Origin of the sequence: Sphingobacterium sp. SYP-B4668 (assembly GCF_027627455.1) — a bacterium.
Lineage (GTDB): Bacteria > Bacteroidota > Bacteroidia > Sphingobacteriales > Sphingobacteriaceae > Sphingobacterium.
Genome location: NZ_CP115483.1, coordinates 1,134,985 through 1,155,080 on the forward strand (window position 1 = coordinate 1,134,985; position 20,096 = coordinate 1,155,080).

At 44.2% G+C, this 20,096-nt stretch carries 10 protein-coding genes, 3 tRNA genes and 4 rRNA genes; 12 read left to right on the forward strand and 5 right to left on the reverse strand.

All coding sequences use genetic code 11. From position 1 onward, the window contains the following. Positions 1-17: 17 nt before the first annotated feature. Positions 18-710, forward strand: coding sequence for a response regulator transcription factor (locus tag OQ289_RS04875; RefSeq protein ID WP_270089652.1), 693 nt, complete (start codon positions 18-20; stop codon positions 708-710). Between the two features lie 53 nt (positions 711-763). On the opposite strand, the gene OQ289_RS04880 is transcribed toward OQ289_RS04875, so the two are convergent. Together OQ289_RS04880 and OQ289_RS04885 are read right to left on the reverse strand one after the other, a co-directional pair. Then, complete coding sequence (locus OQ289_RS04880) at positions 764-2,683, reverse strand: DUF3857 domain-containing protein (protein ID WP_270089653.1); 1,920 nt, start codon at positions 2,681-2,683, stop codon at positions 764-766. Next, the gene (locus tag OQ289_RS04885; RefSeq protein WP_270089654.1) at positions 2,683-4,656 is read right to left on the reverse strand and encodes a DUF3858 domain-containing protein; all 1,974 of its coding nucleotides are present in this window, start codon (positions 4,654-4,656) and stop codon (positions 2,683-2,685) included. Before OQ289_RS04885 ends, OQ289_RS04880 begins: the two co-directional genes overlap by 1 nt. Before the next feature lie 247 nt (positions 4,657-4,903). Here OQ289_RS04885 and OQ289_RS04890 point away from each other — a divergent pair, with 247 nt between their 5' ends. Next, positions 4,904-5,476 carry a helix-turn-helix domain-containing protein gene (locus tag OQ289_RS04890; RefSeq protein WP_270089655.1) on the forward strand — a complete coding sequence of 191 codons (573 nt, stop codon included), beginning with the start codon at positions 4,904-4,906 and terminating at the stop codon, positions 5,474-5,476. A gap of 152 nt (positions 5,477-5,628) precedes the next feature. Here the strand turns inward: OQ289_RS04890 and OQ289_RS04895 are convergent, their stop codons facing one another. Further along, positions 5,629-6,540 carry a hypothetical protein gene (locus OQ289_RS04895; RefSeq protein ID WP_270089656.1) on the reverse strand — a complete coding sequence of 304 codons (912 nt, stop codon included), beginning with the start codon at positions 6,538-6,540 and terminating at the stop codon, positions 5,629-5,631. A 347-nt stretch (positions 6,541-6,887) separates the two neighbouring features. On the opposite strand from OQ289_RS04895, the gene OQ289_RS04900 reads away from it, so the two are divergent. Then, a tRNA-Pro gene (locus tag OQ289_RS04900) sits at positions 6,888-6,961 on the forward strand. A gap of 113 nt (positions 6,962-7,074) precedes the next feature. Here OQ289_RS04900 and OQ289_RS04905 read toward each other — a convergent pair. Next, a complete protein-coding gene (locus OQ289_RS04905) occupies positions 7,075-9,243 on the reverse strand; it encodes a hypothetical protein (protein ID WP_270089657.1) in 2,169 nt (722 codons plus the stop codon). A 454-nt stretch (positions 9,244-9,697) separates the two neighbouring features. On the opposite strand from OQ289_RS04905, the gene OQ289_RS04910 reads away from it, so the two are divergent. From OQ289_RS04910 to rrf, 7 genes are all read left to right on the forward strand, one after another. Then, the gene (locus OQ289_RS04910; RefSeq protein ID WP_270089658.1) at positions 9,698-10,525 is read left to right on the forward strand and encodes a glycoside hydrolase family 16 protein; all 828 of its coding nucleotides are present in this window, start codon (positions 9,698-9,700) and stop codon (positions 10,523-10,525) included. A 291-nt stretch (positions 10,526-10,816) separates the two neighbouring features. After that, positions 10,817-11,128, forward strand: a complete 312-nt coding sequence (locus tag OQ289_RS04915) for a hypothetical protein (protein ID WP_270089659.1) — start codon at positions 10,817-10,819, stop codon at positions 11,126-11,128. A gap of 504 nt (positions 11,129-11,632) precedes the next feature. Next, positions 11,633-13,154, forward strand: a 16S ribosomal RNA gene (locus OQ289_RS04920). Positions 13,155-13,266: 112 nt separating this feature from the next. Then, positions 13,267-13,340: transfer RNA gene (locus OQ289_RS04925), tRNA-Ile, on the forward strand. Positions 13,341-13,353: 13 nt separating this feature from the next. Beyond that, positions 13,354-13,427: transfer RNA gene (locus OQ289_RS04930), tRNA-Ala, on the forward strand. 153 nt (positions 13,428-13,580) lie between these two features. After that, positions 13,581-16,465: ribosomal RNA gene (locus tag OQ289_RS04935) — 23S ribosomal RNA — on the forward strand. Positions 16,466-16,550: 85 nt separating this feature from the next. Then, positions 16,551-16,662 (forward strand): 5S ribosomal RNA (rrf, locus tag OQ289_RS04940). A gap of 464 nt (positions 16,663-17,126) precedes the next feature. On the opposite strand, the gene OQ289_RS04945 is transcribed toward rrf, so the two are convergent. Next, positions 17,127-17,282 carry a hypothetical protein gene (locus tag OQ289_RS04945; RefSeq protein WP_270088791.1) on the reverse strand — a complete coding sequence of 52 codons (156 nt, stop codon included), beginning with the start codon at positions 17,280-17,282 and terminating at the stop codon, positions 17,127-17,129. Between the two features lie 270 nt (positions 17,283-17,552). Here OQ289_RS04945 and OQ289_RS04950 point away from each other — a divergent pair, with 270 nt between their 5' ends. Together OQ289_RS04950 and OQ289_RS04955 are read left to right on the forward strand one after the other, a co-directional pair. Continuing rightward, the gene (locus OQ289_RS04950) at positions 17,553-17,960 is read left to right on the forward strand and encodes a GtrA family protein (RefSeq protein WP_270088790.1); all 408 of its coding nucleotides are present in this window, start codon (positions 17,553-17,555) and stop codon (positions 17,958-17,960) included. Positions 17,961-18,495: 535 nt separating this feature from the next. Next, positions 18,496-20,017, forward strand: a 16S ribosomal RNA gene (locus OQ289_RS04955). The 16S, 23S and 5S rRNA genes sit together here with 2 tRNA genes alongside, the layout of an rRNA operon. Positions 20,018-20,096 lie beyond the last annotated feature (79 nt).

Genomic DNA, 20,096 nt, shown 5'->3' on the forward strand with positions numbered 1-20,096 from the left:
TTAGCAAAAAAACACGTATGAGTATTGCAAAGCATAAAATACTAGTGGTAGACGATGAGCAGGACATTGTTGAACTGATTGCTTATAATCTGAAAAGAGAGGGATATCAGGTATTTACGGCCAACAATGGTAAGGAAGCAATCGCCCAAGCTAAAGAGGCAAATCCAGATTTGATTATCTTGGATGTTATGATGCCTCTGATGGATGGAATTGAGGCCTGTCGATTAATGCGAGCTATGCCTGAATTTAAACATACCTTTATGGTATTTTTGACAGCAAGGAGCGAAGAATATTCAGAAATAGCGGGATTCCATGTAGGAGCTGATGATTACATCGCCAAGCCTATCAAACCACGTGCACTGATGAGTCGAATCAATGCAATCTTGAGAAGGAATACAAGTGAGGAGGAGGTGCATGAGGGCAATCGATTGGAAGTGGCTGACTTGGTAATTGATAGAGATTCGTTCTTAGCTTACCGCGGAAGTGATAAAATTGTTCTGGCAAAAAAGGAATTTGAGCTACTTTATTTATTAGCATCTAAGCCGAATAAAGTGTTTACCAGAGAGCAAATCTTAAAAAGTATTTGGGAAGATTCTGTGGTGGTCACCAATAGGACAATAGATGTGCATATCCGAAAGCTAAGGGAGAAAATCGGTGAAAATTATGTCGCTACCGTAAAAGGTGTCGGGTATAAATTTGAACTTGCATAAAGGTTATACTAAAAAGGCCGTCTTTAGACGGCCTTTTTTCATGGGATTAGAAGTTATTCCCCATTAGTCAGTGATGTTTTCTTAACCAGTGCAAATCTACCTTTGTCCGATTGGTTGACTTCTCGGATGAAGTTACTGAACTCAGCATATTTTTCAGGGGGATAAATACCTTCTTTAATCTCAAGTTTCCTATGGAAGAATAACGTGCCTTCCTTTACATATGCCTTTAGTTCGTAGACCCCCATGTCGCACGCTATTTTTTTGATTTCTGGTTTAACCAAACCCGCATATTCCTCAGGTAAATTGTACGTAATTTCATCGATATCGGTATAGCTCCTGTTGATGTACAACTCGTTTACCCGACTCCTGAGGTCGGGAATATTACCTTTGATATTAAATAGATTGGGATGAATAATCATTTGATTAGCATTTAGCACTGCATAGTTTTTGATAAAAATGCTGAGATCTTCTTGAAGAGCTGCGGTGTCTGATCGTAATTCTTGATATTTGACCTGCTGAAAGGATATATTGTCAATATCATAGTATTGGCTCAACTCTTTTAATTGCTCGTTGCCACTTAACAAAGTCGCACCAAAGTGATTAAAGTATTGGCTTCCACGAAAAGACGTCGATACTGTACCTGAAATAGATCCGTCGCCTTCTACGTGTAACACAGCTTTCCGTTTCTGCATATTGTCGTGACCTTCGTATTTCGGTGTTCGCATAATACGCCCTCCTTCAGGCGTGATTGCCAATACGGCACGATCATCAGTAAAAGAGCCCAAGTATCCAAAGGGAATCTTCTGATTCGTGCACTCTAGCCAAGTGGTGTCATTGGCAAATGGTATAGCCAGGATAATGTGATTGCCATCTGATACGTTGGCAAAATCAAGGTCGATGTCCATCTTGGTATCACCAGCCTCCACAATGGTGTAATAGGAGGGGATATTCACGACGGAAAGCAAGCTTTGCATATAATTTACTAATGCTTTACAGTCTCCATATCCAGTTTGATCAACCGCTAATGCTGAAGAAGGCTGTAACCCTCCAATACCTACCTGCACACTCACATATCGTGTTTTATTCTGCATGTATTCATAAAGAATCTTAGCTTTTTCTTTATCCGTTTTTGCTGCACTCGTTAAGTCTCGCACATGTTGAATGGTTTTTTCATTGAGCTGTTGTTTATCGGCAAGGAGGTCCTTAGATACCCAGTGTCCAAATTCTTCCCAGTTAGAAAATACTCCCTTTTTATTATAATAACTGAATCTCTCGGGTACGATTCTGATAAGGGTAGAGGTAAGGTACTTGGGTTTACTATAAATCTCACGTTTATTGGCTACAATATCATTTACTTCCCAAGTGAGCGTCTGCATACCATTGGATTCTTCTTCCTTGACTTTTCCATTGTAGTGCTGTGATTTGATTCTTATTTTTTCTTGCACCGGATAAGAGAATTTGAATATGCTCCTCTCTATGGATATCTCGTCGTTGCCATTCGGATTCCATGCGGGGATAGAAAGATTTTGTTTGTTGCGGTATTCATATGAGATGACGACAGTGAAAGGGTAATCTTGCATGTTGGGTAGGTAGTGTTTTACCCGACCATCGTTAAACATGCTGACGTTATCCCCTGCACTCTCATCTGTGAAATTCTTTTGTGTAAATTCAGAAACAGGTATGCCCAATGCATTGTAAACTTTACCCTTGATTGATTTGATGTCTGTGCTCTTATCGTAAAAAAGTACGGTTCTGGCATATTCATTTCCGGCTTTGTTGTATACGGTTATTGCTTTAGTGGCACGAATGACCACATTGTTGTCCGCTTTCATTTCAACATTCATTTCAGCATAGCGTATTGTTGCCGATGCTCGACTTTTTAAAGGGCTGGGGATGAGATCAACGGCATACTCTTGCGCGAATAGTTGAAGGGACAGTAACGTTAGATAGGTAATTAGAATAGCTGCTCTCATTAGTTCTTACTAAAATGGTAATCAATTTTTTGTTGTTGTATAATGCGGGACATGAGTTCCTTAAGATGAAAATATTCTTCGACATCATAGACTGGTTTCGATAGATTTACTTGCTGCTCAAGATGGAATTGCGTGTCTTTTACCTGACCATTGAACTGAAATTTGGCGGCACTGTTGGGTAATGTTAAGGCCATGTTTTTCGGCCGTTCTTTTAAATTATATCCTTCTGGTAACTTGATGTTACAGGTATAATTGTCAATTCTTGCAAAGCCTAGGTCGACAGGGTATGTTCGGTCAGTCAAGTTGAAAGGATTCTTTGTTATTTTGAACATAAAATTGGGATTGAAGGCATAGGATCTACTGATGGGGACGTCGTATAATTTGTATTCTATTTCGTACACCTCGAGTAACGGGTTTTCTAATTCTTCTATCCCACTGACTTTATGGTTAAGTATTTTTAGATTGGGTATTTTTTCTTCCATTTTTTCGACGTATTCAACTATCGAATTGTATTTTGCAAATTCAATTCGTTTGTTAAATGCTTCCATCTCCGAACTAGTAATGTAGAGGATACCCTTTAGTAGCCCTTGGGTCGTTAACTCACCTTCTATAGAAGCGGATTTAATAATTCGTAAAGTAGACTTTATTGGCGTCCAATCTGATGATTTTTTAGAATGAATAACCCTTCCTTCTTCATTCATACAACGAAGGGGGAGGGCTCCAAAGGGAAGTAAATCTTCTGAGGCATCTAATAGATAATCTACCCCGTCAATGGTCGTTTTGGCAATGACATAATTGAAATCAGACAGTACTGGGAACAATTTATTCGGAAGACCATTTTCTCGAGTCGATAAAATAACCGGATAGGTGTCTATCTGAGCTGCATTTAATGCAGCGATAAGGCCTAGGTTGATGTCTCCAATGTTACCACTTCGATTTTCCATAGCATTCTTTATTCCTTCTTCACTATACTTTCCAAAGTATTTGTTCCACTTAATTTTACTTTTTATGTATTTATATATCAGCTGGGCACGTTCGAGCTTGGAGAGCGATTCGGGAGCGATGGTAGGCAGGTCGTCTTTGAAGAGTTCATCCTTCTTTAATTGTCCCCCAAATTTTTTGTCGGATAGTAATTCTCTATCTACATCAGACCATTTTTTTGTATAGCTTTGTTTTGAACCATTAAGCATATATACCTCAGAGAGTTCAAAGTGGATTGCTGATAGAAAATTGGATGGAGCTGTCATGAAGTCTTCTTCGACAAATGCTGGGATATTCGCTATCGTATATGTCATTTTGGAACAGTCAAATCTTCTTCCTCCCATTACAATGCATTCTCTTAGCACATCCGATTTTTGATTGGTGAGTTTTAATGGACCTCTAAGGGCGACGTTGTAACTGTAATTGGCAGGAATATACGCTATGTAAGTACTATTGACCTTTGGTATGTCATCTTGGAAATCCCAATTTCTGAAGTTGAAGATATGCGGTGATTTTAGGATATAACTGACTTCAATAATGGATCCCTCTTGAATATTTGGAAGCGTAAATTTAGTTAGGTTGGTATATTTAGAGTGGTTTTCTTTAAATATACTGTTTTTGCCCAGGGGGGTGCTTACTATACGGCCATCCTGAAGGTTATAGGTATTGGCTACAATATTGCTGAGATATTCTTTTTTTGAATCGTCTTTATAAGTCGGGATAGTAAAATTGGCTTTTTTGAAACCTTCTTTGTTTCGGATCAAAATACGTACATTATATTCATGTTCGATGTAGAGACGACCCTCATGTTCATCTACAAAAAATCTACTTTTACCAATTTCATCAAGGACAACGGCATTTGCAAATGAGTCCAAGGAAAGGATATCATATTTGAAATCATTTATAGATAGTTTAGTAAATGGTGATTCTTGTGCGTTTGCAGAATAGAGGAAGCCCATTAGTAGGCCCATTGCGAAAATGAATTTGGTCATGAATATACTGCTTATGTCAATAATCGGATTTTGTGATACGAATATAAAGTTTTGTGAGAATTAAAACTAATCTCAAAAGGAAACAGATTTCTATTAATGAGAATAATATTGTCTGTTTTATTTGCTGAATCCTCATGATAAATTTCATGGATATAAGGATTAATGCGTTTCTTTGAAAGAGATTTGATTCTTTAATCAAATTAATAGTAAATGCGATTATATATTAGGTAGAGAAATTTGTACTCAAATGAACGAACTGAATGTGAAAAATATGGTTTGCGACCGCTGTATAATGGTTGTCAAACAGCAACTAGCAAATCTAGGATTTGAAACTTCTGAAATTGGTCTAGGCTATGTAAAGCTAAAACAGCCTATTACAGAAGCTGAAAAGAAAACCATCGCAACAACGTTAAGTTCATTTGGCTTTGAATTACTGGATTCGGATAGGGCTAAGATAATTGAGAGAATTAAGAATGTGGTAATCCAACGTATACACCATGAAGAGGAGTTGGATTTGAAAATAAACTGGTCTACACTCTTGGCAAAGGAATTGAATTTGGATTATTCAGCGATTAGTTCTCTTTTTTCATCAGTCGAAGGGATTACACTGGAGCAATACATCATACGGCAGAAAATAGAACGAGTCAAGGAGTTCCTTTTCTATGACGAATTATCTCTTAAAGAAATAGCCTATAAATTGGACTATAGCAGTGTACAGCATTTATCTACACAATTTAAGAAAATAACTGGACAGACGCCTACTGAATTTAAATCGCAACGATTAGGAAGGGGACAGCGAAACCCCTTGGATTACATCTGATTTTTCGTTATTCTAAACGACAGAACCGAGATGTAGAAAGTATTTTACGCTGTAAATTATTAGGTGCTCGACATCTCATCAACGGATAAAACGCCGCATATAACGCGCTTAACTACTCCACTGGGTGCCTAAAGAGGAAGGTAAAATAGCGACTACATGATAATCCCTTGTTCGCGGTAGTCTTTTATGATTTGATTTACGGTTGTATAATTTTTCTTCTTGAATGCCTCAAAATAAGGACTGACCCATTGGTTGCTTTTAGAATTGGGATATTTCGCTTGCATTTGAGTATAAGCGTTTTGAAAATAGTCTGCTAATCCACCTTTGTCGCTTTGACGGGCAGGTGTATTGTTCATTCCCAAGATGTAGAAGGTTAGATATTCTTTGTATTTGGACGTTGCCATAGCGAGAGCAGGGAACGTTGGGAAATCATGGATAAATTTTTCCCACCAGATTAATCGATTTGTAAATTCCTCCGCATTTATGATAATGGCACCATCATCAGCAAAGCCTAACTTGTTTTCTTGATTGAGTTGCCCTAACATAATTTGCATGGTCTTTGATAAATAGGGGTAAAAGTGCTCACTTAAAAAATCCCCATTTTGAATAACCGTAAACATTCCCTCAGAGGAGGAAATACGATAACCGTTTGTATGGATTGTTTTGTAAATAGGTTTGAGTTTTTCGGGAATGGAGACAGAGGCTGGACCAGTTTCGATATCTACAAGTGGTGTCAAGTCTACATTCGCAGGGAGGGCACGATAAGCGTTCAGCTCCACCTTTTTCCATAATTTGTCAAATAATAAGAAAGCGGAGTCGTTTACCGTACTGTCACCCTCTGTAAATAAGGTCTTAAATTTCTGAGTTGCCTTACCAATCGATTGTATGTCATTTGTATCCAACGATGTGATGAAGCTTTGATAGTTGGCATATGAACTATTGTTAAGAATTTGGGTGCTAGCTGAATCATCCAAAGTGGCTTTTTTATCTTGTCGGTCAGCAGTTTGATTACATGCAATGGCAGTCAAAAGAATCGCTATGGCTAGCATGAAAAAGTATCTCATGGTGATTTTTATGTTTGATTATGGTAGGTAACAATCGAGAGACTCTTTTTGTTCTATGTTATAAATAGGAGGACCTTCTAAGTGTATCGGCACGTTGCTATGTACAAGTTGAAATGGATGATAAACAGCTCCACCATTTTTCCTTGGCCTTATTATTTTCAAGGAAAAATGGTGGGTGGGATATCCTAATAGCGTTAATAAATTAGAAAGAAGGGCAATTTTTTAAGTGAATTAAAAATTATTGTGCAATTATTCAGTCACTTATGTTTTATGTTGTGGATTCTCTTTGATAAGACTATTTTTTCACCGTATATTTGTGCCACACAAAAACAAAGGTGATACCTTTTCGGGGTGTAGCGTAGCCCGGTATCGCGCCACATTTGGGATGTGGAGGTCGTAGGTTCGAATCCTGCCACCCCGACAAAAAAGCTCGACAAAAGTCGAGCTTTTTTTATGTATGGTTAGGACAAACCGAAGTTAGATGTATGGGAATATCAGCTCATGTATGAAATAATGGATGTGCGTTTTTTACATCTACTTGTCCATAAAGATATACTTAGGATACGATTCACGACTAGGTAATTCAAATTCTTCATCATCAGGTTGTGTACCGTTATTATTGTTGTATAATGCAACACGTTTTACACCCGTTGCTGTGCTGCCACCACTACCATTGATTACATTTTGGATATTACCTGTGCCAGCAAAACGAGTGATACACATTTTTTCGAGTTTCACATTTGGATTGTTTGGTGCCTCAAATCCATTTTTCTTATTCACATTGCCATCAGTACCTGTGAAAACTGCATACGAACCCATACCTATGCTATGATGTTCCTTTACGGTATTAGCGACCTTAAATGCTGCATAACCATCTACTTTGCCAGCTTGACTGCTCCAACTTTCTTGATTTGGAGCATCATATGGTGGTTCATTTTGGAAGAAATAAGTTCTGCCCCGTTCTCCGAGCCATAAAACTTCATATTCTTGATAATGTTCTGCAAATAGGGCGTAGAGTGTGACGTTATTGCCAGTTACAATAAGTCCATTTTTACATCGATCTCTTATCCAACGTGCATCACCACCGCGTTGAGAGCCATGATCTGCACGCCATAGCCAAAAGTGATCGCCTACTACATGGTTACTGTTTATTTGCATCGAAGTATGCACTTGTACATTTTTTGATTGGACCCCACCGACTCTACACGTAATATCTGTGAGTAGGGTCGGATTGGCAGAATGGTCTACATTTGACACTTCATCACCAATTCTAATTTGATAAGTTGTACTGTTGAATGAATCCATAAGAAGTCCAGCAATGATAATTCCATCCTTGTCATCAGCATAGACACATCCCCAAATGTTGTTCTCGGTGGGTTCAAGAGTAACTGATGCTATGCCGGTTCCTAAAAGTATTGCATCTTTTCTATTCACTTGGATAGGAGCATTCAATGCGTAATGACCAGGAGTGAAAAATATATTTTTACCTGATTTTAACGCTGCATTGATTTCTAAATCCGTATCACCTTCTTTGGCGACATACCATTCGGTAAGCAAATCCTGAATTTTGCCTTCACCTATATTTGTTGACGACCAAGAAGCGCCTATTCTATCTTTCTGCCATGCCGGAACAAATACCTTATATTCACCATCGTTGTCTATAAAAAGGAAAGGTTTTTCTCTTATAATGGGTGTAGTAGGAATTGACGAGTTAGTGTCATCCGCTGTTGGAGGATTGATGCAACCTTGCCAAACCATATTATACGAACCACCCATCTCCCCTGAGCCTATCGGGAAAACTGTATTTCGAGTATACCATTGCTGTTGTCCTCCCCAGTGTGGCCGAGATGAGGTATAGCGCGTATCGGCAATAAAACCACCGCTACCCCAAAAGTTATTGTTTCCAATATCCGAAATATATTTTGAAGTGCTTTCTATCAACATTCTTCGGGCACTAGTTGATTGAGAAACTGTCCAAGCAAAATCTCGCATCACCGTTACATTTTCCATAGAACGCCAAAATGTGCATGTCGCGTTTGCTCCATCTGAGAGGTGAGGCCTCGTGAATATAGAACCTAATCTAACATCCGTAGGCACTTTGCCCAACCCCCCAATATGAGAGTAGAATCCTAACTCTATTGAGTTCGCCTCTGCAGCTGAGGCACTACCCGATCCACCAGGATCATAAGTTTGATCATCAATATTTGCTTTGAAATAATATGCTTGACGCTTTGTGGTCCACTCACCGTTTAACCCTCCTAGACCAATCGTTCCAAAGTGTGTATTAATCTCGTTTTTTGCAGTTTCCGCTTGTTCATGTTTTCGATCGTAGAAATACATATTCTGACCAAAAATTTGATGCTCTAATGAAAGGAGTATGGTTGTTCCGTTACGAGTAATTTTATAGTAGTTTTCGTATTTATCTGTATTTGGCCTATTATCTGTAAATGTCGGTTTTGAGGTTGAACCCAAGGATACAAAATTTGATGCCAAGCGACTGCCCCCTCTGCTGATAATATAATTTCCCGAAGTGCCAAATGCTGGCCAAGTTAAGGTCATACTACGTTTTTTCTTATCATAAACAATCTTGCTTTCTATTCTATTCTTCTGTTTTTCTTTATCAGATGAATGAGGTATTACAGAACTACAGAGCGTCAGCATCAGCGTCATTGCTGTAAATACCTGGATTACTTTGTTAGTCATAAGAAGGTTCGTTTTCTTTTTTTTGTGTAAAAATATCAAGTCACAATTTAATAAAAATGTAAGAATTTTCTCATTAAAGGGATTTGAAAAGCTAATATAATCATCATCCTGTGATATTTATATTATGAGGTAATCAAAGATGTTCCTTGAGAAATAGAAAATTCGGCTATTTTAGTCTGTTTTTCGATAAGCATTTCAGATGTCAAATCCCCTAAAGAGCTGTGGGGATTGAAGATGTTGCATTCCTCCGCCAGACTTCAATTTTTTCCTTAGCGTATTCCTATGACAAGAGCTAAACTGTATTTAGGCACTCGTCCTGCCCCACCCATTGAATGTTCCTTTTTTTGGGTAGAGGTCAAAATGCTCATGAATGACCTAACTGTTGAGGAAATATTAGTATTTTTAACCGTCTTAAACTTATACCATGAAAAATATCTAAAACCTCGTATCCAAAATGAACAGAATTGTTATCTTACTATTAATCGTACCTCTTTTTTTTTCCGCATGTAAGGTTACTGAGCGATCAGGATCCAGCAAGCATATATACGTTCAGAAATATGGTCGTGAAACCAAACAATGGAAATTGGTTTGGGATGATCAGTTTGATGGTTCTGCAGTAGATACTTCCAAATGGTCGCGCATACCTCCTGGGAAATCAGATTGGAATTTGCATATGAGTAATCATGATTCTTGCTTTCACTTGAGTGATGGGTTGCTTTATCTTAGAGGTATCAACAACCCAGATAGGAGTGTGGACCCAAGACCGTTTTTTACAGGTGGACTGTGGACAAAGGGTAAGTTTGCTTTTCAATATGGTCGGATAGAAATTCGAGCGAAATTGGAGTCTGCACAGGGTGCATGGCCTGCAATGTGGATGCTTGCAGAGCAGGACAAATACGGGAAATATCCTCATAATGGAGAGATTGATATTATGGAGCATTTAAACTATGATAAAATCATTTATCAAACAACACATTCTCACTATACCCTTAATCTAAAGCAAACGAGCAATCCTCCACACTCAGGCACAGCGGAAATCAATGCTGGAGAGTTTAATATATATGGCCTTAGTTGGTATCCAGATAAGATTGTTTTCCAACTGAATGGTAAAGATACGTTTACCTATCCACGAGTACAAGACGTAGATTCGTCACAGTGGCCTTATGATCAGCCTTTCTATTTGCTTATCGATCAGCAGTTGGGAGGAAATTGGGTCGGAAAGGTCAATCCGGCTAATCTTCCTGTTCAAATGATAGTTGATTGGGTAAAGGTCTATCAATAGTATCTTCTATGATTATGTGAGGTCGCGTAATGAGAGATTGCAATGGTATATAGCTGAGATGGTTTTTCTTGATGAGAGTGGTTTAATTTTTATAATTTAGTTTTCTCCGTTCGAAATCATATGCAATATCTGTATAGTGGAGGTCGCACAAATATGAATGAAAATAATGTAGATATTCCATATTAGAATTAAGAGGCAGCCTGAGCGTAAGAGTTCATGAAATAAATCTGATAGCTTTATCACTTTGAAAATAAACCGAGTGTAATGAGCTCATGAAATAATTAAATATAGATGAAAGATACTTTGATTGTTAACGGTGTATCTATTGAAAGAGAAGCAATACGGACTACACTTTACGTGAAGGGTAAGGATATGGCTGTTCAATATGTTATAAACTGTTCAAAATGTAATGTAGATGAGGCATTACTTATCGTGGATGAAATGGAAGATTCCTATATAGGAGATGAACCTCTTATCCAACCCTCGTCTTTTGTTAGCTATAATGATGAAGTATTAGGAAAGAAAAAACCTAATTATGTGTTGATTGGATGTGTAGTACTTCTTTTGGTTCTATTGATTATTTATTGCTATTATAATTTATAATTTCCTCCCTTATTTATTGCAGATGGTTTGAATTGTAAATTAACCTTCCAGTGAGTCAATATGTTACCTATTTTAGGTAAAAAACTTTGTTTGAAAGTTTGGAAGTGGTTGTTTAAAAGTGCTACCTTTGCACCACTCCGCAAGGGAGGTATGGTCCGATCGCGAGGTCGTTCCGTTTGAAAGAGGGGATTGGCGATGTGTTCCGGCGAACAATTTTAAAATAAAGTTTGCGGATGTCGAAAATATCCCTACCTTTGCAGTCCCTTCGGAAACGGAGGGTTTTGGAAACAGGAAAACGATCGGGGCGCGAAGCCCTGTGAGATATATGCCGGAACGCGAGTCGAGGCAGATGAGTTCTTTAAGGAAATGATCATGTAACGTAACGAGTAGCTGGGATTTTTCCGGGCGAAAGTTCGGAAAACGAAAGCCAAGCCAATCAGGTCGGGAAATTAAAAAAGACAATTCTATTTATGTTATAGATAGTTAGAGTCGACACTTCATTTTACAATGGAGAGTTTGATCCTGGCTCAGGATGAACGCTAGCGGCAGGCCTAATACATGCAAGTCGAACGCGATCGGGGTGCTTGCACCCCGTGAGAGTGGCGCACGGGTGCGTAACGCGTGAGCAACCTACCCTTGTCAGGGGGATAGCCCGGCGAAAGTCGGATTAACACCGCATGACATCCCTGGAGGGCATCTTCCGGGGATCAAATATTCATAGGACAGGGATGGGCTCGCGTGACATTAGCTAGTTGGCGGGGTAACGGCCCACCAAGGCGACGATGTCTAGGGGCTCTGAGAGGAGAATCCCCCACACTGGTACTGAGACACGGACCAGACTCCTACGGGAGGCAGCAGTAAGGAATATTGGTCAATGGGCGCAAGCCTGAACCAGCCATGCCGCGTGCAGGATGACTGCCCTATGGGTTGTAAACTGCTTTTGTCGGGGAATAAACCCACCTACGAGTAGGTGGCTGAACGTACCCGAAGAATAAGGATCGGCTAACTCCGTGCCAGCAGCCGCGGTAATACGGAGGATCCAAGCGTTATCCGGATTTATTGGGTTTAAAGGGTGCGTAGGCGGTCTTTTAAGTCAGGGGTGAAATACGGCAGCTCAACTGTCGCAGTGCCCTTGATACTGAAGGACTTGAATATGGTTGAGGTATGCGGAATGAGACAAGTAGCGGTGAAATGCATAGATATGTCTCAGAACACCGATTGCGAAGGCAGCATCCCAAGCCATCATTGACGCTGATGCACGAAAGCGTGGGGATCGAACAGGATTAGATACCCTGGTAGTCCACGCCCTAAACGATGATAACTCGATGTTGGCGATAGACAGTCAGCGTCCAAGCGAAAGCGTTAAGTTATCCACCTGGGGAGTACGCCCGCAAGGGTGAAACTCAAAGGAATTGACGGGGGCCCGCACAAGCGGAGGAGCATGTGGTTTAATTCGATGATACGCGAGGAACCTTACCCGGGCTTGAAAGTTACTGAAGTATCCAGAGACGGATACGTCCTTCGGGACAGGAAACTAGGTGCTGCATGGCTGTCGTCAGCTCGTGCCGTGAGGTGTTGGGTTAAGTCCCGCAACGAGCGCAACCCCTATGTTTAGTTGCCAGCACGTCAAGGTGGGGACTCTAAACAGACTGCCTGCGCAAGCAGAGAGGAAGGTGGGGACGACGTCAAGTCATCATGGCCCTTACGTCCGGGGCTACACACGTGCTACAATGGTCGGTACAGCGGGCAGCTACACAGTAATGTGATGCCAATCTCTGAAAGCCGATCACAGTTCGGATTGAGGTCTGCAACTCGACCTCATGAAGTTGGATTCGCTAGTAATCGCGTATCAGCAATGACGCGGTGAATACGTTCCCGGGCCTTGTACACACCGCCCGTCAAGCCATGAAAGTTGGGGGTGCCTAAAGCATGTAACCGCAAGGAGCGTGTTAGGGCAAAACCGATAATTGGGGCTAAGTCGTAACAAGGTAGCCGTACCGGAAGGTGCGGCTGGAATACCTCCTTTCTAGAGTACCTGATAGGTACTCGTTACGTACATACATGATCGACCTAGGAAAAAGAAATGGAATAAGGTCCGTCCCTATATATGGAGGTCGGTACCGAGAGAGATATAAGCTAGTCCCGTAGCTCAGTTGGTTAGAGCACTACACTGATAATGTAGGGGTCAGCAGTTCAAATCTGCTCGGGACTACGATCGGTTATACGGGGGATTAGCTCAGCTGGCTAGAGCACCTGCCTTGCACGCAGGGGGTCAACGGTTCGAATCCGTTATTCTCCACGAACGCCGCCGTCCTATATGGATTGCGTGCGCAAAGAGTTCTTTGACATATTGAAAGAAAAAAATTACAAGAGAAGACAACAGTAGGGACGTTTTCCTTTTGGGGAACGTAACGACAAGCACTTCCATGGTAGCAAAAGGGCCATGAGGAGGAAGAAAGTAAATAAGGGCACACGGAGGATGCCTAGGCTCTCAGAGGCGATGAAGGACGTGATAAGCTGCGATAAGCCACGGGGATCGGCAAATGCGACTCGATCCGTGGATTTCCGAATGGGGAAACCTGGCATACTGAAGGTATGCCGTACAATACGCGAACGCGCTGAACTGAAACATCTAAGTAGGCGTAGGAGAAGAAAATAACAATGATTTCCCAAGTAGTGGCGAGCGAACGGGAAAGAGCCCAAACCCATCATGTTACGGCATTTTGGGGGTTGTAGGACCACGATATTGCATTGGCGCTATGAACTGGAACCGGTTGGGAAACCGGGCGATATGGGTGATAGCCCCGTACAGGCAAAGAATGCCAGCATAGTGGTATCCTGAGTACCGCGGGGTCGGAGACGCCCTGTGGGAATCCGGCGGCACCATCCGCCAAGGCTAAATACTCCTGAGAGACCGATAGTGAACCAGTACCGTGAGGGAAAGGTGAAAAGAACCCCGAACAGGGGAGTGAAAAGAACCTGAAACCGTGTGCTTACAAGCGGTCGGAGCGGACAAGTTCCGTGACGGCGTGCCTTTTGCATAATGAGCCTACGAGTTACTCTTGTCTGGCAAGGTTAAGCGGTTCAGCCGCGCAGCCGAAGCGAAAGCGAGTCTTAATAGGGCGCATAGTCAGATGAGGTAGACGCGAAACCTTGTGATCTACCCTTGGGCAGGTTGAAGTTGCAGTAACATGTAATGGAGGACCGAACCGATAAACGTTGAAAAGTTTCCGGATGACCTGAGGGTAGGGGTGAAAGGCCAATCAAACTGGGAAATAGCTCGTACTCCCCGAAATGTTTTTAGGAACAGCGTGAGAATAGAGTCTAGCAGAGGTAGAGCTACCGATTGGGTGCGGGGGAGTCAAATCCTACCAAATCCAGACGAACTCCGAATGCTGTTAGATATGTCTTGCAGTGAGGCTCTGGGTGCTAAGGTCCAGGGCCGAGAGGGAAAGAACCCAGACCATCGGCTAAGGTCCCCAAATGTAGTCTAAGTTGAACTAACGAGGTCCGGTTGCCCAGACAGCTAGGATGTTGGCTTGGAAGCAGCCATTCATTTAAAGAGTGCGTAACAGCTCACTAGTCGAGCGGCCGGGCGTGGATAATAAACGGGCATCAAGATTACTACCGAAGCCATGGATTCATACAGCGATGTATGTCTGGTAGGGGAGCATTCCATCGGGGGCGAAGCAGCATGGCAATGTGCTGTGGACCTTATGGAAAAGCAAATGTAGGCATAAGTAACGATAAGGCGGGTGGGAAACCCGCCCACCGAAAGACTAAGGTTTCCTGATCAACGCTAATCGGATCAGGGTTAGTCGGGGCCTAAGGTACACCCGAAGGGGGATAACCGATGGACAACTGGTCAATATTCCAGTACTTTTTATAACTGCGATGTGGTGACGGAGTAGTGACACTGCCGCGGACTGACGGAATAGTCCGTTGAAAGGCGTAGGTATAGGGACGGTAGGCAAATCCGCCGACCCTGCTGAAACCCAATAGTACAGCAAAGCTCCGGCGGCGCTGATAGAGCAGGTAAACAGACTTCCAAGAAAACCCGCTAAGCTCCAGGTTATAAAAACCCGTACCGTAAACCGACACAGGTAGTCGAGGAGAGGATCCTAAGGTGCTCGAGTGAATCATGGCTAAGGAACTCGGCAAAATGGCCCTGTAACTTCGGGAGAAGGGGCGCTTCCTCACGAGAGTGAGAAGCCGCAGTGAAAAGGCCCAGGCGACTGTTTAACAAAAACATATGGCTTTGCGAAATCGCAAGATGAGGTATAAGGCCTGACACCTGCCCGGTGCTGGAAGGTTAAGAGGGGATGTCATCGCAAGAGAAGCATTGAATCGAAGCCCCAGTAAACGGCGGCCGTAACTATAACGGTCCTAAGGTAGCGAAATTCCTTGTCGGGTAAGTTCCGACCTGCACGAATGGTGTAACGATCTGGGCGCTGTCTCAGCCATGAGCTCGGTGAAATTGTGGTATCGGTGAAGACGCCGATTACCCGCAACGGGACGGAAAGACCCCATGCACCTTCACTATAGCTTAACATTGGAATTGGGTACAGGATGTGTAGGATAGGCGGGAGATGTTGAAGTGGCTTCGCCAGGAGCCATGGAATCAACCTTGAAATACCGCCCTTTCTGTATCCGGTTTCTAACTCGATTATGTCGAGGACATTGTTTGGTGGGTAGTTTGACTGGGGTGGTCGCCTCCAAAAAGGTAACGGAGGCTTTCAAAGGTAAGCTCAGTACGCTTGGTAACCGTACGCGGAGTGCAATGGCATAAGCTTGCTTGACTGTGAGACCGACAAGTCGAACAGGGTCGAAAGACGGACATAGTGATCCGGTGGTTCTGTATGGAAGGGCCATCGCTCAAAGGATAAAAGGTACGCTGGGGATAACAGGCTGATCTCCCCCAAGAGCTCATATCGACGGGGAGGTTTGGCACCTCGATGTCGGCTCGTCACATCCTGGGGCTGGAGAAGGTCCCAAGGGTTGGGCTGTTCGCCCATTAAAGTGGCACGCGAGCTGGGTTCAGAACGTCGCGAGACAGTTCGGTCCCTATCTGTTGTGGGCGTTGGAAGTTTGAGTGGATCTGACCTTAGTACGAGAGGACCGGGTTGGACCGACCGCTGGTGAACCTGTTATGCCGCCAGGTGTACGGCAGGGTAGCTACGTCGGGGATAGATAAGCGCTGAAAGCATCTAAGTGCGAAACTAGCCACGAGATGAGACTTCCTTAGAGGGCCGTAGTAGATGACTACGTCGATAGGTTGTAGGTGTAAAGGTAGAGATACCATAGCCGAGCAATACTAATAGCCCGAAGCTTTCTCAAGCAGAGGACACTGTTGTCTTCCTCTTTGTTTTTTTCTTTCGATTGTCTATAGATACGACCATAATGTGTCGTACCAAAAAGGATTTCAGGTGCCTATATCGGCGGTGTCTACCTCTTCCCATTCCGAACAGAGAAGTCAAGCCCGCCAGAGCCGATGGTATTGCCGTAACAGGTGGGAGAGTAGGTCGGTGCCTTTTTTTATACGCCCCCCCGGGAAACCGGGGGGGCTTTTTTTTGTTGTCCCTCCCCGGGGGACACAACAGCCCATATTCCCATCGTTCCCAGGGGATACCCGACGCGTATTTGCAGCGGATGGCAGATAGGACAGTAGCTCGACACCTTATCGTACGCCCCTGCGTGAACCCGGGGGGATTTTTCGTTGTGGATAAATTTGTACAGATGTCCGCCAGATGGCGGATAAGCGAGCGGGGCATCAGGATGGGGGCCCGTGGACCACGGAAATAAGCTGGTTGGCCCGCATAGGAAGAGGTCTATGTCCCCCCGCATCCTGAGCCGACTTGCATATGCTTTTATCCCTTTGCATCGAAACACCCAGCGGCTGCACCCGTAGCTTCCTATCGGAATAGGCGATATCTTTTTGTGGTGGAGATGTGGGGTCCTGGATACCCTGTCGAATAACCTGGGACCAGCTTGGCCTACCTTATCCGCCCCCTTGGCAAGCCCGTAAAGGCATCGGTCCTGCCAAGGATCGCAACGACTGTCCAGCCTTGCTCCTCGGGCAGCCCGTAGAGGCCCTTTCGATACCCGGATATCGACCAAGCACCAGGTAGCCCTTTCCTTTTGTCCCACGTTCCATTTATGGCCATTCCTATAGAGCAGACAACGCCCCCCGGAAAGGATTTGCTCGATGGTGTCCCCGTTGGTCGGTATTTCCGCAAGGATAGGCCTCCTTCGTCCTTCTGGACCCTGCGATGGCCTGCCAGCGGTGTTGGTCCTTATTTCCCGGGGAGCCTCGTCGGCCGGACATGGGAGCGGTCTATTACCGGGCACGGGGAAAGCACCTCTTGGCCATAGGTCCCCTGTTTTCGGCAAGGACAGGTAGGTTATTCCCACAACAGCATCGCGGATGCCCTGTTGGACCTTAAAAAGATATGGAACAGCAGATATTCGCGTTTGCAAAAGCCGAGCCTCCATCTTTATGGGCGGAGTTTTTGATTATGTGGCAATGGTGTCCTGCAAGGAAGTCGTCGGGATCGATGCCAAGGATGCTATCCGTATATCCGGAGCCCTAGGTGCCGTGGTCAATTTTTCCCTAGATCGATATTGGGCGTTCCAGAAAGTCGACAGTCCGGTCGGGGGGCAGGTATGGAAGTTTATATCGGTGGTGTTGGGCAGTATTCTCTTGAAATCCGAGGCGACCCCGTTCGTGTCGCAGGTCTTCGGTATAGATTACAAGGTAGGTAGGCTGGCCGTCGAGCTGGTCGTGTCCCTGGGATTCAACTATCCCCTGCAACGCTACTGGGTCTTCAGATGATCCGGGGCCGTGGGCCATGGCCATAGGAAATAGGGCCTGATTTCCCCGATTTTCCGCCCCCATATCGTTTTTTATTCGGCAGGTTGATAGGCCGTTACCTATTTTAATTAAAAAACTTTGTTTGAAAGTTTGGAAGTGGTTGTTTAAAAGTGCTACCTTTGCACCACTCCGCAAGGGAGGTATGGTCCGATCGAGAGGTCGTTCCGTTTGAAAGAGGGGATTGGCGATGTGTTCCGGCGAACAATTTTAAAATAAAGTTTGCGGATGTCGAAAATATCCCTACCTTTGCAGTCCCTTCGGAAACGGAGGGTTTTGGAAACAGGAAAACGATCGGGGCGCGAAGCCCTGTGAGATATATGCCGGAACGCGAGTCGAGGCAGATGAGTTCTTTAAGGAAATGATCATGTAACGTAACGAGTAGCTGGGATTTTTCCGGGCGAAAGTTCGGAAAACGAAAGCCAAGCCAATCAGGTCGGGAAATTAAAAAAGACAATTCTATTTATGTTATAGATAGTTAGAGTCGACACTTCATTTTACAATGGAGAGTTTGATCCTGGCTCAGGATGAACGCTAGCGGCAGGCCTAATACATGCAAGTCGAACGCGATCGGGGTGCTTGCACCCCGTGAGAGTGGCGCACGGGTGCGTAACGCGTGAGCAACCTACCCTTGTCAGGGGGATAGCCCGGCGAAAGTCGGATTAACACCGCATGACATCCCTGGAGGGCATCTTCCGGGGATCAAATATTCATAGGACAGGGATGGGCTCGCGTGACATTAGCTAGTTGGCGGGGTAACGGCCCACCAAGGCGACGATGTCTAGGGGCTCTGAGAGGAGAATCCCCCACACTGGTACTGAGACACGGACCAGACTCCTACGGGAGGCAGCAGTAAGGAATATTGGTCAATGGGCGCAAGCCTGAACCAGCCATGCCGCGTGCAGGATGACTGCCCTATGGGTTGTAAACTGCTTTTGTCGGGGAATAAACCCACCTACGAGTAGGTGGCTGAACGTACCCGAAGAATAAGGATCGGCTAACTCCGTGCCAGCAGCCGCGGTAATACGGAGGATCCAAGCGTTATCCGGATTTATTGGGTTTAAAGGGTGCGTAGGCGGTCTTTTAAGTCAGGGGTGAAATACGGCAGCTCAACTGTCGCAGTGCCCTTGATACTGAAGGACTTGAATATGGTTGAGGTATGCGGAATGAGACAAGTAGCGGTGAAATGCATAGATATGTCTCAGAACACCGATTGCGAAGGCAGCATCCCAAGCCATCATTGACGCTGATGCACGAAAGCGTGGGGATCGAACAGGATTAGATACCCTGGTAGTCCACGCCCTAAACGATGATAACTCGATGTTGGCGATAGACAGTCAGCGTCCAAGCGAAAGCGTTAAGTTATCCACCTGGGGAGTACGCCCGCAAGGGTGAAACTCAAAGGAATTGACGGGGGCCCGCACAAGCGGAGGAGCATGTGGTTTAATTCGATGATACGCGAGGAACCTTACCCGGGCTTGAAAGTTACTGAAGTATCCAGAGACGGATACGTCCTTCGGGACAGGAAACTAGGTGCTGCATGGCTGTCGTCAGCTCGTGCCGTGAGGTGTTGGGTTAAGTCCCGCAACGAGCGCAACCCCTATGTTTAGTTGCCAGCACGTCAAGGTGGGGACTCTAAACAGACTGCCTGCGCAAGCAGAGAGGAAGGTGGGGACGACGTCAAGTCATCATGGCCCTTACGTCCGGGGCTACACACGTGCTACAATGGTCGGTACAGCGGGCAGCTACACAGTAATGTGATGCCAATCTCTGAAAGCCGATCACAGTTCGGATTGAGGTCTGCAACTCGACCTCATGAAGTTGGATTCGCTAGTAATCGCGTATCAGCAATGACGCGGTGAATACGTTCCCGGGCCTTGTACACACCGCCCGTCAAGCCATGAAAGTTGGGGGTGCCTAAAGCATGTAACCGCAAGGAGCGTGTTAGGGCAAAACCGATAATTGGGGCTAAGTCGTAACAAGGTAGCCGTACCGGAAGGTGCGGCTGGAATACCTCCTTTCTAGAGTACCTGATAGGTACTCGTTACGTACATACATGATCGACCTAGGAAAAAGAAATGGAATAAGGTCCGTCCCTAT